Genomic DNA, 16,938 nt, shown 5'->3' with positions numbered 1-16,938 from the left:
GGCGCGATCCGCAGGTTCGAATGTGAACCTGCGGATCGCGGCCTGCGTCAGGCGGCGGCCTGAAGCCCGGAGCGGTCGTCGAGCGCCACGCCGCGGATCGCGGCCGGGCGGGTCCGGCAGCGTTCGATATAAGCATCGATCGCCTCGTCGGCGGGAAATGCATGCCGGCCGAAGGCAAGCGCGCTGCTGATCAGGAAATCGGCGCCGGTGAAACGGTTGCCCATCACATAGGGACCGCGCGCCAGCGCCGTGCGCAGCCGCTGGACCACCGCATCATGCCCGCGCTGCTTCATCGGCGACCCGGCGAGCTCGCCGGCTAGTCCGGCGAACAGCGCCGGCTCCAGCTCGGCGACATACCAGGCCATCCAGGTGAGATAATCCCCGCGGCGCGGATCGCCTTGCACCGGTGCAAGCCCGGCCTCGGGAAAGGCATCGAGCAGATAGAGAACGATCGCGAGCGATTCCGCCACCACCACGCCGTCATGGTCGATCGCGGGCACCTTCTTGTCGGGATGCGGATTGGCCGCATCGCCGCTCCCCTCGCCGGTCATCGGGCGGAAGATCGATACCGGGCGGATTTCGTAGGGAACGCCCAATTCCTCGAGCAGCCAGATCATGCGCGACGAACGCGTTTGCGGGGCGTGGTACAATGTGATCATCTGTCGTCTCCTCGAACGGCGAACAAGCGGCGCAGCGGCGCAGCGCCACCGCGTGATTTGGCTTGTACGACCGCACTGCTGACAGCATTATGTCAGCAGGAGATTGAGCGATGCGCCGCGCCGACCGATTGTTCCAGATCATCCAGATCCTGCGCCGTTCGACCCGCCCGGTGACCGCGGGCGAGATCGCACGCGAGCTCGAAGTGTCGCAACGCACCGTCTATCGCGACGTCGCCGATCTGATCGCGCAGCGCGTCCCGATCCAGGGCGAGGCCGGCTTCGGCTATATCCTCGACGACGCCTTCGACATGCCCCCGCTGATGCTGACCCCGGACGAGATCGAGGCGGCGGTGCTCGGCGCGCAATGGGTCGCCGGGCGCGGCGATCCGGTGCTGGCGAATGCCGCGCGCGACCTGATCGCCAAGATCACCAGCGTCGTCCCCGAACGGTTGCGGCCATTCATCGCCGACCCCGCGATCGCGGCGCGGCCGTCGCGCACGCCGGTGCCCGACGGCATCGATCTGGCGCGCACCCGCGAATGGATCCGCGAGGGCCGCAAGATCCGCATCGACTATCGCGACGAGCGCGGCGACCACAGCCTGCGCGTGATATGGCCGGTCATCGTCGGTTTCTTCGACGAGAAACGGATGCTCGCCGCGTGGTGCGAATTGCGCCAGGACTTCCGGCATTTCCGCGCCGATCGCGTGATCACCGCCGAATTCCTCGACGAGCGCTTCGACAGCCGCCCCGCGACGCTGCGCCAGCGCTGGAAACGCCATCTAGCCGAAAAGCACGCCGCGCACGCCACCGCTTGAGGTCCGGTCGCGATCGAGCAGCGCCAGCGTCATCCTATTGGTCCAGCCGAACCGGCTCATCGCCCGCGCGACCTGATCTTACCCGACCGCGGCGTCGAGCCCGTCGAGCTCACGCACCACGTCCGGCGACAGGACGAGATCGGCCGCGGCGAGATTTTCGCGGAGATGGCCGACCGACGAGGTGCCGGGGATCAGCAGGATATTGGGCGCGCGCTGCAACAGCCACGCCAGCGCGACCTGCATCGGCGTCGCGCCGAGGCGGTCCGCGACATCGGACAGCGTCGACGATTGCAACGGAGTGAAGCCGCCCAGCGGGAAGAAGGGCACATAAGCGATGCCCTTTGCCCCTAAGGCCGCGATCAGCGGATCGTCGCCGCGCTGGACAAGATTATACTGGTTCTGGACGCAGACCACGGGCGCGATCGCCTCGGCCTCCTCGACCTGCGCGAGCGTCGCGTTGCTGAGGCCGAGGTGCCGGATCACGCCTTGCGCCTGCAACTCGGCGAGCGCGGCGAATTGCGCCGCGATCGGCTCCTCGGTCGGGTGATGAACATCGCCCATCACGCGCAGATTGACGACATCGAGCCGTTCGAGCCCGAGGTTGCGGAGATTGTCGTGGACCGCCTGTTTGAGCTCGGCCGGGCTTTGCGCGGGCAGCCACGACGCATCGTCGCCGCGCCGCGCGCCGACCTTGGTGACGATCGTCAGCCCGGCGGGATAGGGCGACAGCGCCTCGCGGATGATCTGGTTGGTGACATGCGGGCCGTAGAAATCGCTCGTGTCGATATGATCGACCCCCGCCTCCACCGCATGCCGCAGCACCGCGATCGCGGCGTTGCGATCCTTCGGCGGGCCGAACACCCCCGGGCCGGCGAGCTGCATCGCGCCATAGCCCATCCGCTTCACCTCGAGGTCGCCGAGCACGAAGCCGCCCGCCTTGCTGATATCGGTCATCGCCTGAAATCTCCTTTTCGAAAAGGCTGATCGGCGGTCAGCCGAGCAACCGATCGAGCGTCGCGACCACCGTGGGGTGATAGCCCTTGCGCGCGATCGCATAGTCACGCCTGGCGATCGGCATCCCCCAATCGCCTTGCGCCTTCAACGCGCGATAGACCGGGAAGATCAACAGCCCGCGGCCGACGCTCGGCAGGAATTGCGCGATCGACGGAATCGCCGGATCGTAGCGATTGGCGATCGCGAGGACGAGCCAGGCGGAGCGGATATAGGCATTGGGCGAGGCGGACAGCCCGAGCGTGCGATCGAGCTCGCCGAGCCGCGCCGCGCTCTGTTCGCGCGGCAGCCCGTTGAGGAAGCGCAGCCATTCCTGCGTCGACCAATGCGCGGTATCGATCGAGCCGATCGGCGCGCCGGCGTTCACGCGTTTCAGCGTCTCGTCGATCTTCGCCAGCGTCGCCGACCGGACATGCACCGCATTGGCGGGCAGCCCGGGCGCATAGGCCCATTCGTCGAGCTGGAGCTTGGCTTCGAGCGCGGCATCGCCCTTGATGAGATTGGCGCGCAGATCGGCAAGGAAGCCCGCGGTGGTCTGCGGCTGGAAGGCGTGGCGATCGAAATAGGAGGTGAGATAGGCATCCCAGCGCGCACGGCCGACGGCATATTCGATCGTGCGCAGGAAGGTCGAGCCCTTGGTATAATCGAGCTCGCCAAAAGTCCCTTCGGGCTTGCCGTGGAGCCGCGTCGCATCGGCATCGGGCGCGGCCTTGAGATCGCGCTGGAGATTGTCCCACAACAGATCGGCGAGCGTCGCCGCGCGCTCCTTGCCGTACAGCGCCTCGTCGATGCGGTTCTCGAAATAGGTCGTGAACCCTTCGTTGAGCCAACTATCCGACCAGGTCGCGTTGGTGACGAGATTGCCTGACCAACTATGCGCCAGTTCGTGCGCGATCACGTCGACATTGGATTTGTCGCCGGTGATGATCGTCGGGGTGGCGAAGGTCAGCGTCGGATTTTCCATCCCGCCGAACGGGAAGGACGGCGGCAGGACGAGCACGTCGTAGCGGCCCCAGCGATATTTGCCGTACAGCGCCTCCGCCGCGTCGACCATCTTCCCGGTGTCGGAAAGTTCGGCGGCGTCGCGCTTGAGCATTGCTGGCTCGGTATAGATTCCGGTACGGCGGTCGATCGGCTGGAACTTGAGGTCGCCCACCGCGAGCGCGATCAGATAGGGGGGCACATTGCGGTCCATGCGGAAGCGATAGCTGTGCCAGCCCGGCGCGGCCGGTTCGCCCGCCGGGGTCAGCCGCTCGGCGCTCATCACCGCGACGAGATCGGACGGGACGGTGATCCTGGCCGACCAGCTCTGACGGATGCCCGGGCTGTCCTGCGTCGGTATCCAGCTGCGATTGTTGATCGACTGGCCCTGGCTGTAGAGATAGGGCTTCACCTTGCCCGCGGTCAGCCCCGGCGAAAGCCAGCCGAGCGCGCTGGCGCCCGGATCGGATTGATAGGTGATGACGATCCGCCGCGCGCTGCCGATCTCCACCGTCAGCGGCGCGCCCTTATACTCATCATGTGCGCCGACCGTCCATTTGAGCGGCTTGCCCGCCGCATCGGTGATGCCGGCGATCACCAGCTTGTTGTCGTCGAGCACGATCTCGTGCGCATCGGGCTTGGCGAGGATATCGAGCGTCGCCTTGCCGCGCATGATCTGCGCCTTGAAATCGGCGGTCAGATCGAGATCGACATGGGTGACGCGCGCGACCTCGGGGACGGCGTAGCTCAGCACGTCCTTCGCCTCGGGCGTGGTCAGGATCGGCGAAGGCGCGTCGGGCGCGGCGTGCGCGACCGAGGCAATAGCCGCAAGAGAGACGATCAATAAGTTACGCATCGGGAACACTCGCCTTGTCGCAATGCGTGGCGGCTTCGGCCTTTTGGCGGTGGCTGGCAATAGAGCATCGCGCCGCCCCTCGCGGAGGCTGCGCTATCGAGCAGCGCGCACCGCCGCCACGAACCGCGCCGCGTCCCGCGCCACCTCCGCAACGGGCTTGCCGGTGCGATAGAGGTTCGAGCCGAGCCCGAACCCGTCCGCCCCGGCGTCGCGCCACATCGGCATCACCTCCGGCGTGATTCCACCCACCGCGAGCACCGCGACGTCGCGCGGCAGCACCGCGCGCTGCGCCTTGAGATAGGCGGGCGAGGCGCCCTCGGCGGGAAACAGTTTCAGCCCGTGCGCGCCGGCGGCGAGCGCGGCGAACGCCTCGGTCGCGGTGAAATAGCCGGGAAGCGACACCAGCCCCGCCGCGACGCTCGCCGCGATCACCGCGGGGTCGCTATTGGGCGAGACGATCAGCCTGCCTCCCACTTCCGCCACCGCCGCCACCTCGCCCGGCGTCAGGACCGTCCCCGCCCCGACCAGCGCGCGATCGCCGATGCGCGCCGCGAGCCGCGCGATGCTGTCGAGCGGCTGGGGCGAATTGAGCGGCACCTCGATGATCGAAAAGCCCGCCTCGACCAGAGCGCTGCCGACCGCCACTGCCTCGTCGGGGGTGATCCCGCGCAGCACCGCGACGAGCGGACAAGCCGCGAAATGCCGCCGGAACAATGCTGCCGCGCTCATGTCATCGCCTCCCTGATTCGATTGACGCCAGCGACGAACGCCGCCTCGCTGTCGATCGCTATGACCGTGCCGCCGCGCAACCCGATCGCGCGCGCATAGAATGCGCCGAGCTTCGCATCCGCGACGAGATGGACGCTTTCGCCCGCCGCCACCCCGGAGGCGACATCCGCCCCGATCAGCACCCCGCTGGCGAACGACGCCGCATCCGGCCGCGCCAGCCGCCCGAGCAATACCCCGGCACGGACCGAGAAAAGCGCACCGAGCAGATCGCGATCCTCGACGCCCCGCGCAACCCCGTCGTCGAACGCCGCGCCCGCCACCGGCTCGGCCTGCAGCATCTCGCTCAGCACGCTATGCCGCCGCAACAGCCCGAACGTTTCGCCGGCCATCGCGGTGCGGAAGGAGGCGATCGCCGCATCCGCGGTCCTGATCCATTTGCTGTGCGTGCCCGGCTGGCAGAACAAGGCATCCGCCGGCGCCAGCCCGGCCGCGATCGCGCCGAGAATCTGCACTTCCTCGCCGCGCATCACATCGGGCGCGGCATCGGCGGCGGCCGCGACCCCGGGCAAGATCGTGACATTCTCCCCCGTCCCGCGCCACGCCCCGGCGGCAAGGTCGGCGATCGTCGCGGGCGCCGCGACATAGGGCACCTCGTGCCAGCCGCGCGACGAGCCCGCCATCCCGGCGAGGATCACCGGCACCCCGGCATCCTCGGCGCGGATCGCGACGATCGCGGCGGGATAATCGCCCTGCGTCATCCGCGCGATGCCGTGGCCGTCGCGGTGGCGATCGAGCAACGCGCCGTCCGCCGCGAGGCGGTAGATACGGCGGTTGGTCGTCCCCCAATCGACCGCGATACAGGCGGCGGCGTCATTCCTCATCCGGATAAGGACCCTTTCCGCCGTCGCGGATAAACTGGTCGACGCGGCGATCAAGCTCGGGAATCGGCACCGATCCCAGCGCGAGCACCATATCGTGGAACGCGCGGATGTTGAATTTGGCGCCCAGCGCCTTTTCCGCCCGCGCGCGCGCTGCGAGGATCGCGAGCTCGCCGGTATAATAGCTCAGCGCCTGCCCCGGCCAGGCGATATAGCGATCGACCTCGGTTTCGATCTCATGATCGGCGAGCGCGGTATTGTCGTGAAGGTAGCGTTGCGCCTGTTCGCGCGTCCACCCCATCGCATGAATGCCGGTATCGACCACCAGCCGCGAGGCGCGCCACGCCTGATAGCTCAGCATCCCGAACCGCTCGTAGGGGGTCTCGTACATCCCCATTTCCTCGCCCAGCGCCTCGCAATAAAGCGCCCAGCCCTCGCCATAGACCGACAGATAGGTGTCGCGCCGGAACGCCGGCAGTTCCTTGTTCTCGGCCGCCAGCGGCATCTGGAAGGCGTGCCCCGGCGCGCTTTCGTGGAGCGTCAGCGCGGGCAGCGAATAAAGCGGGCGCGCGGGGAGGTTATAGGTATTGACGAGATAGATCCCCGGCCCGCCGCGCCCGCCGGTGTAGAAAGGCGCAAGATCCGCCGGCACCGGCTTGATCGCGAAACGGCTGCGCGGCAGATGGCCGAAATATTGGCTGGCCTTGCCGTCGAAGGTCTTGGCGATCCACGCCGCGCGATCGAGCAACGCCTGCGGGGTCTTGGCGTAGAATTGCGGATCGGTGCGCAGGAAGGTGAGGAAGGCGGGCAAATCGCCCTTGAACCCCACCTGATCCATCACCTCCTGCATCCGCGCGCGGATCTTGGCGATTTCGGCGAGGCCGATCGCGTGGATCTGCTGCGGGGTCTGATCGAGCGTGGTGAATTCGGCGATCTTCGACGCATAATAAGCGCGCCCGTCGGGCAGATCATAGGCGGCGAGCGTGGTGCGTGCGCCGGGGATATATTCGCTGCGCAGGAAGGCGAGCAATTTCACATGCGCCGGCACCACCGCATCGCGGATCGCCGCCGCGCCCTCGGCGCGCAACGCCGCCTGCGTCGCCGCCGGGATCGCCGACGGGAAGCTGCGGAACGGCGCGTAAAAGGGCGATGCCTCGACCGTCTTCGCCTCGGCGACCTGCGCCACCCCGATATCGCGCCCTTCGAGCGTGACGCGCGACGGGGTGAAACCGCGCTTCAGCCCGGCGCGCATATTGGCGATATTCTGATCGAAATAGCGCGGCAGATCGCGCAGCATCGCGATATAGGCGCGATAATCCGCCTCGCGCACGAAGCGCCCGCGCGCCCAGCCGGCGGCATCGCCCCAGAAGCTGGTGTCCGAATTAAGCGGCTTTTCGTAGTCGCGGAACCTCTGCTCGGCGAGCAATGCCTCGATCTGCTGGCGATAGACCGCATAATTGACCTGCTCGGCGGGCGAGAGATCGGCGACGCGGATCGCCTTCAGCGCCGCCGCGGTGCGGGTCCAGCGTTCGAGCCGCGCCGCCTGCGCCGCCGGACCGACATCGGGGAGCCGCCGCACGCCGGCGTCGCCGCTATCCTCGTCGGGCGCCTGCTGGTGCCGGCGCCAATCATATTCGGCGGTGTAGAGCGCGCGGAACGACGCATCGGCGCTTTGCGCCTGCGCCGCCGCGGGCGCCAGCGCCGTCATCGCCAGCAACGAGATGAGGAGGCGGCGCCCGATCATGCCGTCGCTCCCGGCTTGGCGGTATAGAGCCGGACGCCGAAGATCGGCCCGGCGGTGCTGCGATCGCGCGGGACGAACTTCACCCGCACCGATTGCTTGCCCCTGGTGAACGCCGCCGGCAGCGGATATTCGACATCGAAGAATTTGCCCGGCTGGTCATTGTCGAGATGCTGGCTCGCGATCTTCACATTGTCGACGAATATGTCGAAATCGCGCGCGCGCTCGCCGCCCCAATAGCTCGCCTGGAGCACGAGCGGCCCCGGCTTCACCTTCATCGAGAATTCGAGATAACCGCCCGACCGCGCGTCGCGCCCCTGCCGCGCGCGATAGGTCACCGGATAGGAAAGCTCGCTCACCAGATTGTGATCGCGCTCGGGCTGCATCTCGCCGAGGAACATCACGTCGACCGAGCGCGCCGCGATATCCTTGAGCCGCGCCTGCTCGGCGTTGTACGCAGCTTCCTCGCGCGCCCAGGCGCTTTCCGAGAAATGCTTGAAATAGACCGCGCTGCGTCGCTGATACTGGCGGTAGAAGGGCACGAACGACAGATCCGCCGGACGCGCCACGCCGCGCGCCTGATAAAGCCCGCGCGCCGCATCGGCGGCGCCGAACCCCGCCAGCACGTCGTCACCGACCAGCGCCGGATCGGCGCGTTCCCATTTCTGCTCGTTGGCGCCGAGATCGGCGGCGAGTACCAGCGGGCCGCGCAGGATCGCGATCGTTTGCGCATTGCCCGGCGTCGCCTCGATCCTGAGATCGAGCGGCAGCGTGATCGCGATACGGTCCCCCGCCTGCCAGCGCCGCGTGACGATCGCATAGCCGCGCTCGATGCGCGGCGTCTCGGGCTTGCCGTTGACGCTGACCTGCACCTTGCCCCCCGCCCAGCGCGGCACGCGCAGCGCGACCGGGAAGGTGCCCGCGCGCAGCTTGGTGAAGGTCAGCGTCGCCTCGGGGGTGAAGGGATAGCCCGTCTCCAGCGTCACCACCGCCTTGCGCGTCGCCCAGGCGGCATCGGCCGGGATATAGAGATTGACGTAGAAGGTGCCGTCGCCGCTTTCCCAGAAGATCGACTCGCCGTGCTTGGCGTGGCTTTCCATCCCCGATCCGACGCAGCACCAGAAGGCGTCGTCCTTGGTGGTCGAATAAGCGCGATCCGCGCCGGTCATCAGCGGGGTCATATAGGTGAAGCCGCCGGTCGACGGATCCTGCGCCGCCATCACATGATTGAGGTGCGCGCGCTCATAATAATCGAACAGGGCGCCATCGGGCTGCCACGACCACAGATGCCGCGTCAGCTTGAGCATATTATAGGTGTTGCAATGCTCGCAGGTCTGCTCGGTGATATGATCGGCGATCGTGTCGGGCTCGGTGAAATATTCGCGATCGGCATTGCCCCCGATCACGTAGCTGTGATGCTGCGTCACCGTTTCCCAAAAGAAGCGCGCCGCCGTCCCCTTCGCCGCATCGCCGGTCAATTCGTGGATCCGCGCCAGCCCGATCAACTTGGGCACCTGGGTATTGGCGTGGAAATTGGCGAGCTTGTCCTCGCGCTGCGCGAGCGGATCGAGCACGCGATTATCGTAGAACAGCCCCGCCATCCTGAGCCAGCGCGGGTCCCCGGTCCGCGCGTAGAGCTCGGCATAGCTTTCGTTCATCCCGCCATATTCGCAGCCGAGCACTTCCTGTAGCTGCGCCGGGGAGAGCGCGGTGAACACGCGCTCGAAATAGCCGCCGAGCCCTTCGGCGACCTTGAGCGCCCTGGCGTTGCCCCACGCCCCGTGGACGTCGAGCAGCCCGGCGAACACCTTGTGCACCGTGTACATCGGCGACCAGGAGCCGTTGAGATCGAACCCGCCCGATTTGATCTCGCCCTTCATGATCTCGGGGAAGATTTCCTCCCCGTCGACGATCGTCCCGTCCTTCCGCTTGCGCCCCAGCGCGCCGACATAGCCGGTGCCGCGCTTGGCCTGCGCCTCGGCGAGTTCGTCAACGATATAATCGGCGCGCCGCCGCATCTCGGCATCGCCGGTCTGCTGCCAGGTCAACACCAGCGCCGACAGATAATGGCCGAGCGTATGCCCCGCGATCGTATCGCTTTCCCAGCCGCCGTAGATTTCGGCCTTGGGTTCGAGCCCGGCATATTTGCGGAAATTGTGCAGCAGGCGATCGGGGCTCAGCCGGTGGAGATACTGGCGATTGACCTCGACCGCGGTGGCGTAGTCGGACGGGCGCAGCCGCACCGCCGATAAAGGAAGCGGGCGCGCCGATCCCCCGCCTGCCGGCACCGCCACCGCCGCGCGCGCACCGGCACCGAGCGCCGTGATCGCGAGCGTTCCGCCGCCCGCCGCCAACACGCCTCGCCGCGTCAATCCGCTCACACCACCCTCCTTTTGAATACCGTATACGATGACTTGACGTCCGGGCTCAGTCAAGTCACTAGTCGAATCATGTAGGATCGTATAACGTATTTTCTCCTACCAGTGGTACATTGATCCATCCCAGGGGAGGACCGGAAAGTGAGCTCATTGAAAAAGAGGGGTTTGTTGTTCGGCGGTGTCGGGCTGCTGAGCATCGTCATCGCCACCGGATCGGCGCAGGCGCAGCTTGCCGCCGCGCCCGCCGCCGGCGAATCCGCCGCCACGGGTAACGCCGGCAGCGACATCGTCGTCACCGGCACGCGCATCAAGCGCCCCGATCTGGAGAGCAACAGCCCGCTCACCGCGGTCAGCTCGGCGGAAATCGAATATCAGGGCGCGACCACGGTCGAGGGCGTGCTCAACCGGCTGCCGCAATTCACCGCCGCGGAGAATGAGAACGTCTCGAACGGCTCGGACGGCACCTCGAAGGTCAATTTGCGCAACCTCGGGTCGAACCGCGTGCTCGTGCTGATCGACGGCAAGAGGATGCTGCCGCAACAGGCGGTCAACCTCAATTTCGTGCCCAGCGCGCTGGTCGAGCGGATCGACGTGATGACGGGCGGCGCCTCGGCGGTCTATGGGTCGGACGCTTTGTCGGGCGTGGTCAATTTCGTCCTGCGCAGCAATCTCGACGGCATCCGCCTTGATGCGCAGACCAGCTTCGCGCAGCATGAGAACAACAATCAGGCGATGCGCTCGATCGTCTCCGGCGCGGGCTATGCGCCCGCCCCACGGCTGGTGGCGGACGGCGGCAAGCAGGACGTCAATTTCGCCGCGGGCAAGAATTTCGCCGACGGGCGCGGCAATATCACGGTGTTCGCTGGCTACCGCCATTTCGATCCGGTGCTGCAATCGAGCCGCGACGTTTCGTCATGCGGGCTCAACCAGGCCGACGATGCCGGCATCGCGCTGGTCTGCGGCGGATCGAGCAATACCCCCTACGGCACCTGGGTGCCGCTCGCCGGCCCCAATCAGGGCGCCACGCTGACCAACAGCAGGGACGGCTCGCGCACCTGGGTCCCCTATAACAACAGCTACGCCTATAATTACTCGCCGACCAATTACTTCCAGCGCTCCGACAATCGCGTCACCGCGGGCGGCTTCGGAAAGTTCGAGATCGCGCCGGCCGCGACCGTCTACGGCAGCTTCATGTACATGCGGGATCATACCTTCTCGCAGGCGGCGCCCTCGGCGCTGTTCCTCGGCAACACCTATGAGGTCCCCTGCAACACGCCGCTCGCCAGCGCGAGCCAGCTCGGCGCCTTGTGCGGCGCCGCGGCCGGGACCAGCCAGATGCAGCCGACGATGATCGGCTATCGCATGGCGGTCGCGCCGCGCCGCGACGATCTGCGCTACAACGACTATCGCTATACCGTCGGGGTGCGCGGCGATCTCGGCAGCGGGTTCAGCTATGACGTGAGCTATCTGCGCTCGATCGTGCGCTACGCCGAAACCTATCTCAACAACGTCGATCTGGTGAAATCGCAGCGCGCGCTCGATGTCGTCAACGTCAACGGTACGCCGACCTGCCGCTCGGTGGTCGACGGCAGCGATCCGAACTGCATTCCGGTCAACGTGTTCATGGCCAATGGGGTGACCCCGCAACAGGCCAAGTACATGTTCACCCCGAGCAACACCGGATCGCGCAACACCCAGGAGGTGATCTCGGGCACGCTGAGCGGCGATCTCGGCAAGCTCGGCATCCAGTCGCCCTGGGCGAACCACGGGCTCGGCATCGCGCTCGGCTTCGAGCACCGCCGCGAGACGCTCAATTTCTGGGCGGACGCGATCGCGCAGCAGGGCGGCGCGACCAATTCGGACGGCGTCATCACCGTCAACGAAGGCTATGGCGAGATCGAAGTCCCGATCCTGGCCGATCTGCCCTTCGCGCATGCGCTGACGATCAACGGCGGCGCGCGTTATTCCGCCTATCACAACGAGCAGAAATCGACCGGGTTCAGCTCGAACTACAACGTCTGGACCTATAAGGGCGAGCTCGATTGGGAGCCGGTCGTCGGCGCGCGCCTCCGCGCAAGCTACAACCACGCGATCCGCGCGCCCAACATCACCGAGCTGTTCGCGTCGCAGAGCGTTGGCAATGTCGCGGCGCAGGATCCGTGCTCCGGCGCGACGCCCAAGGCCTCGGCGCAGGCCTGCGCGCTCACCGGCGTGACGCAGCAGCAATATGGTTCGGTCATTTCCTGCCCGGCGGACACCTGCTCGGCGCTGGGCGGCGGCAACCGCGCGCTCAAGCCCGAAACCGGGGATACCTGGACCGCGGGGATCGTGCTGACCCCGAAGCAGCTTCGCCGGCTGTCGCTGTCGGTCGATTACTATCACATCAAGGTGAAGGATTATATCAACTCGATCGATCCCTCGCTGATCATCAGCCAGTGCACCGATACGCAGGACCCTTATTATTGCGGGCTGTTCAAGCGTGACCCGCGCTCCGGCGCGATCTTCGGCACCAATGGCTATATCGTCTCGACCACGCTCAACACCGGCTATCTCAAGACCTCCGGCATCGACGTGAACGCGGATTATACGTTCAACATCGGCAAGGCGGGGAAGGTGAACCTCAACCTCGTCGGCACCTATGTGATCGAGCAGGTGTCGCAGCCGTTGCCGGGCCTCGGCAGCTATGATTGCAAGGGTCTCTTCGGCTACACCTGCGGCCAGCCCAACCCCGCCTGGCGCCATGTGCTGCGCACGACCTGGACGACGCCGGACAACATCAATGTCTCGCTCGCGTGGCGCCATATCGGCGGCACGCAATTGTCGAGCCTGTCGTCCAATCCGGCCTTGTCGGGATCGGCGACCAGCATCGTCAACCGCCGGATCGGCGCGTATAATTATTTCGACCTGACGATGGTGGCGGACGTCACCAAGGACGTCCAGGTGCGGATGGGCGTCAACAATCTGCTCGACAAGGATCCGCCGGTCATCGCCGCGGGGATTCTCTCCTCCTTCGGCAACGGCAATACCTATCCGGGCGTCTATGACGCGCTCGGCCGGACGATCTTCTTCGGCACGACGCTGAAGTTCTGAAGGAGCGGCCCGCCTGATCCCCCCGTCATTCCCGCGCAAGCGGGAATCCATTGACGCTGATGTCGCGATTTTTTCGCAGAGGTCGGAGTGAATGGATTCCCGCCTATGCGGGAATGACCAAGGAAGCGATAATCTCGCTCACGCGCGCTACGCCGACATCTCGGTATCGGCCAGCGCGAGCCGGATAAGCTCGGCCATCGCGTGCCGTGCGGCCTCGGCATCGCCTGCGGCGAAGGCGTCGTACAGCAACCGATGGTCGGGGATCGGATCGCGTTTCAACGCATGATTGCGCTGCTTGTAAATCGTCGTCCAGGCGATCGCCGCCATGATCGAGCTGGCGAGCGCGATGATCGCGTCGTTCCGCGTCGCCTCGAGCATCACCATATGGAATTGCTGATCCGCCAGCCGCCCTTCCTCGGTCGCGAGGCCGTGGCGCGCCATTTTCTCCAGCGCGCGGCGCATCGCCTCGACCTCGTCGTCGCTCCGCCGCGCCGCGGCGATCGCCGCCGCATTGGGCTCGACCGTCAACCGCAGTTCGAACAGGTCGCGGAGGAACTTCGCGCTCGGCTCGGCGGCGAACTGCCACGCCAGCAGATCGGGGTCGAGCAGGCTCCATTGCCGCCGCGGATTGACCCGCGTCCCCGCCTTGGGCCGGCTTTCCACCAGCCCCTTGGCGGACAGCACGCGAAACGCCTCGCGCAGCGACGAGCGCGAGATGCCGATCTGCTCGGCATAATCGAGCTCGGTCGGAAAGACATGGCCCGGCGGCAATTCGCCCGACAGGATCATCACCGCAAGCTGCTGCGCGACCGATCCGCGCATCCGCCGCCCGCCGCTGGTCTGGATCAGCGCCCCTGCGCCGGCCCGTTCGATGCTATTGATCCTCGCCGCCACGCCGTCCCTTTCCGCGGCGAACATTGATCCGATCATCGCGCTGCGGCAAGCTATACGTCCTACAATATATCGTATAATATTATCGCTTCGATACTCGCCGACAATCGCGCCAAATGAGGTTCGCTGCGCATGAGGTTCCCGACGTTCCGCCATTTCGTGTATCCCGCCCTGCTGCTCGCCGGTATCGCGCCGGGGGTCGTCGCCGGATCGCATGCGGAGACGCCGCAAAAGCCGGCTTTCCCGCCGATCCCGACGCGCGACTTCGCCGTCGGACCGTTCAGGCTCGCGCTGCGCGGCGATACCCAGACGTTGGCGCGGCTGTCCCCGGCGAGCGACGCCGGGTTCAGCTTCGTCCCCACCGCGCGCGAACCCGAGCGCGCCGGCGACGGCTATAACCATATCGGCGATCTCAACCTGCGCGTGCGCGCGCCCGACGGCGAATGGCGCGATTTCGCCTCGGCCCATGCGCGCCGGCCGATCCGCCCGCTCGCCGCGCGCGGCGCGGTGCTCGCCGCGGCGGACATCACCGCCTCGATGGGAAAGGACGCGCCGTTCAGCGTCGAGCGCCGCTGGGTCAACGACGCGGGCACGCTCGCGCTGCGCTTCCGCATCGTCAACACGTCCGCCCAGCCGCTGGAGATCGGCGCGCTCGGCATGCCGATGGTGTTCGACAATATCCTCACCGATCGCTCGCTCGACGAGGCGCACAGCCAGGCGAGCTTCGTCGATCCCTATATCGGGCGCGACGCGGGCTATCTTCAGGTCACCCGGCTCAACGGGCAGGGTCCGGCGTTGCTCGTGCTGCCGGAAAAGGGCACGCCGCTCGAAGCCTATAGCCCGCTCAAGAACCCCGGCGAGGACAAGGCCGCGATCTTCACCGATCGCAGCCCGCGCGGCCAGACCTCGGAGGGATTTTACGACTGGACGGTCTATTCCGCCGCTTATGCGACGCGCGAATGGAAGGATGCCGGCGAGCAGTGGAATGTCCCCACCGCGCGGACGCTGAAGCCCGGCGAGGCGCTCGATATCGGGGTGCGCTTCGTCGTGTCGCCGGCGATCCGCGCGATCGAGCAGACGCTGATCGCGCACAAGCGCCCGGTGGCGATCGGCATCCCCGGCTATGTCGTCCCGCAGGATCAGCAGGCCAGCCTGTTCGTCCGCGCGCGCAGCGCGATCACCAATTTCGAGAGCCATCCGATCGGCGCGATCGAGGCGGCGTTCGCGAGCAAGGCGAAGGGCTGGACGCGGCTGTCGATCCGCGCACGCGGCTGGGGCCCGGCGCGGCTGACCTTGACCTATGCCGACGGCGAGAAACAGACGATCAGCTATTTCCTCACCAAGCCGCTCGATCAGGTAACCGCCGATCTCGGCCGCTTCTCGACGACGCAGCAATGGTTCGAGGGCAAGGACGATCCGTTCCACCGCTCGCCCGCGATCCTCACTTATGACGACGAGGCGAAGAAGATCGTCGATGTCGAGCCGCGCGTGTGGATCGCGGGGATGAGCGACGAGGGCGGCGCGGGAAGCTGGGTCGCGGCGATGATGAAGCAGCTCGACAATCCCGACGCGGCCGAGATCGCCAGGCTCGAGCGAATGGTCGACGAAACGATCGTCGGCCAGCTCCAGATCGCCGACGGGCCGCATGCCGGCGCGGTCAGGAAAAGCCTGTTCTATTACGATCCGGCGAAATTCCCGTCGCTCTACGGCGATGCCGGCAAGTGGAAATCATGGACGTCGTGGAACGAGAAGGACGCAGGCGATATCGGGCGCGCCTATAATTATCCGCATGTCGCGATCGGCCATTGGGTGTTGTATCGCGTCGCGCGCAACCATCCCGGGCTGGTCACCCGCCACGATTGGCGCTGGTATCTCGATCATGCCTATCAGACGGTCGTCGCGATGATGCGCGATGCACCGCATTATGCCCAGTTCGGGCTGATGGAGGGCGATGTGTTCGTCGACATCCTCACCGACCTGCAGCGCGAGGGGCTGGCCGACGAGGCGGCCGAAATGGAGCGGCTGATGAAGGCGCGCGCCGATCACTGGCGCACGCTCAAATATCCCTTCGGCTCGGAAATGCCGTGGGATTCGACCGGGCAGCCGGAAGTCTACGCCTGGATGCGCCATTTCGGCTGGCAGCCGCAGGCGGATGCCACGCGTGAGGTGATCCTCGGATACGATCCGGCGATCCCGAGCTGGGGCTATAACGGCAATGCGCGGCGCTATTGGGATTTTCTCTACGGCGGCAAATATCCGCGCGTCGAGCGGCAGATCCACCATTATGGATCGGCGCTCAATGCGGTGCCGCTGTTCGATGCCTTCCGGCGCGATCCCGCCGATCTCCATCTGCTCCGCGTCGCTTATGGCGGGATGATGGGCGGCATCACCAATATCGACCAGCAGGGCTTCTCCTCGGCGGCATTCCACAGCTGGCCGGACATGATGAAATGGGATCCCTATAGCGGCGATTACGGCATGGGCTTCTTCGGCCATGCCTATGCCGCGGCGACCTATCTGGTGAACGATCCGACCTTCGGCTGGCTCGGGTTTGGCGGCGATGTCGACACCACGGGCGATGCGGTGACGATCACCCCCAAGGACGGCGCGCGTGCGCGTCTGTTCGTCGCGCCGGCGGGGCAATGGATCACGCTCGACGCCGGGAAGATCGCCAGCGCGCGTTACATGCCCGCGACCGGCCGCATCACGCTGACGCTCGACGCCGCCACGCCTGCGACGCCCGCCGCACGGCTGTTCGTCACCGCCACGACGCGATCGGCGCGACGCTACGCGCCTTTGGGGGACATCCCGCCGGAGCGCGGCGGCTTTACGGTGACGCTCGGCGCGACCGCGCGCGAGATCGTGCTGGCGCCGCGCTGACCGCGCAACGCGGGGAAAAAATATAAGGG

11 protein-coding genes are annotated in these 16,938 nt (G+C 66.5%); 3 read left to right on the top strand and 8 right to left on the bottom strand.

Annotated elements, in window-relative coordinates:
- Window positions 1-47: 47 nt before the first annotated feature.
- Window positions 48-659: a glutathione S-transferase family protein gene (locus NED98_RS02745; RefSeq protein WP_265311843.1), complete on the bottom strand. Its 612-nt coding sequence runs from the start codon at window positions 657-659 to the stop codon at window positions 48-50.
- Window positions 660-769: 110 nt separating this feature from the next.
- Between NED98_RS02745 and NED98_RS02740 the strand changes: the two genes are divergently transcribed.
- Entirely contained in the window at window positions 770-1,474 is a 705-nt protein-coding gene (locus NED98_RS02740; RefSeq protein ID WP_265311842.1) for a helix-turn-helix transcriptional regulator, read from the top strand.
- Window positions 1,475-1,552: 78 nt separating this feature from the next.
- Here the strand turns inward: NED98_RS02740 and NED98_RS02735 are convergent, their stop codons facing one another.
- The 6 genes from NED98_RS02735 to NED98_RS02710 form a co-directional block, all read right to left on the bottom strand.
- Window positions 1,553-2,428, bottom strand: a complete 876-nt coding sequence (locus NED98_RS02735) for an aldo/keto reductase family oxidoreductase (RefSeq protein ID WP_265311841.1) — start codon at window positions 2,426-2,428, stop codon at window positions 1,553-1,555.
- Between the two features lie 37 nt (window positions 2,429-2,465).
- On the bottom strand, window positions 2,466-4,322 hold the full coding sequence (locus NED98_RS02730) for a M1 family metallopeptidase (RefSeq protein WP_265311840.1): 1,857 nt from the start codon (window positions 4,320-4,322) through the stop codon (window positions 2,466-2,468).
- Window positions 4,323-4,415: 93 nt separating this feature from the next.
- Window positions 4,416-5,051, bottom strand: a complete 636-nt coding sequence (locus NED98_RS02725) for a 2-dehydro-3-deoxy-6-phosphogalactonate aldolase (protein WP_265311839.1) — start codon at window positions 5,049-5,051, stop codon at window positions 4,416-4,418.
- Window positions 5,048-5,932, bottom strand: a complete 885-nt coding sequence (locus tag NED98_RS02720; protein WP_265311838.1) for a 2-dehydro-3-deoxygalactonokinase — start codon at window positions 5,930-5,932, stop codon at window positions 5,048-5,050. Before NED98_RS02720 ends, NED98_RS02725 begins: the two co-directional genes overlap by 4 nt.
- Window positions 5,922-7,673 carry a DUF885 domain-containing protein gene (locus NED98_RS02715; protein ID WP_265311837.1) on the bottom strand — a complete coding sequence of 584 codons (1,752 nt, stop codon included), beginning with the start codon at window positions 7,671-7,673 and terminating at the stop codon, window positions 5,922-5,924. Before NED98_RS02715 ends, NED98_RS02720 begins: the two co-directional genes overlap by 11 nt.
- Complete coding sequence (locus tag NED98_RS02710) at window positions 7,670-10,051, bottom strand: beta-L-arabinofuranosidase domain-containing protein (RefSeq protein WP_265311836.1); 2,382 nt, start codon at window positions 10,049-10,051, stop codon at window positions 7,670-7,672. Before NED98_RS02710 ends, NED98_RS02715 begins: the two co-directional genes overlap by 4 nt.
- Window positions 10,052-10,216: 165 nt before the next feature.
- Between NED98_RS02710 and NED98_RS02705 the strand changes: the two genes are divergently transcribed.
- The gene (locus NED98_RS02705) at window positions 10,217-13,138 is read left to right on the top strand and encodes a TonB-dependent receptor domain-containing protein (RefSeq protein WP_265311835.1); all 2,922 of its coding nucleotides are present in this window, start codon (window positions 10,217-10,219) and stop codon (window positions 13,136-13,138) included.
- Window positions 13,139-13,285: 147 nt separating this feature from the next.
- On the opposite strand, the gene NED98_RS02700 is transcribed toward NED98_RS02705, so the two are convergent.
- Window positions 13,286-14,032, bottom strand: coding sequence for a FadR/GntR family transcriptional regulator (locus tag NED98_RS02700; protein WP_265311834.1), 747 nt, complete (start codon window positions 14,030-14,032; stop codon window positions 13,286-13,288).
- Window positions 14,033-14,161: 129 nt separating this feature from the next.
- On the opposite strand from NED98_RS02700, the gene NED98_RS02695 reads away from it, so the two are divergent.
- The gene (locus NED98_RS02695; protein ID WP_265311833.1) at window positions 14,162-16,909 is read left to right on the top strand and encodes a DUF5695 domain-containing protein; all 2,748 of its coding nucleotides are present in this window, start codon (window positions 14,162-14,164) and stop codon (window positions 16,907-16,909) included.
- Window positions 16,910-16,938 lie beyond the last annotated feature (29 nt).

Origin of the sequence: Sphingomonas lycopersici, assembly GCF_026130605.1 — a bacterium.
GTDB lineage: Bacteria > Pseudomonadota > Alphaproteobacteria > Sphingomonadales > Sphingomonadaceae > Sphingomonas > Sphingomonas lycopersici.
Note: the sequence above shows the minus strand (reverse complement) of the source record. Positions and strands in the feature narration are given on the sequence as shown.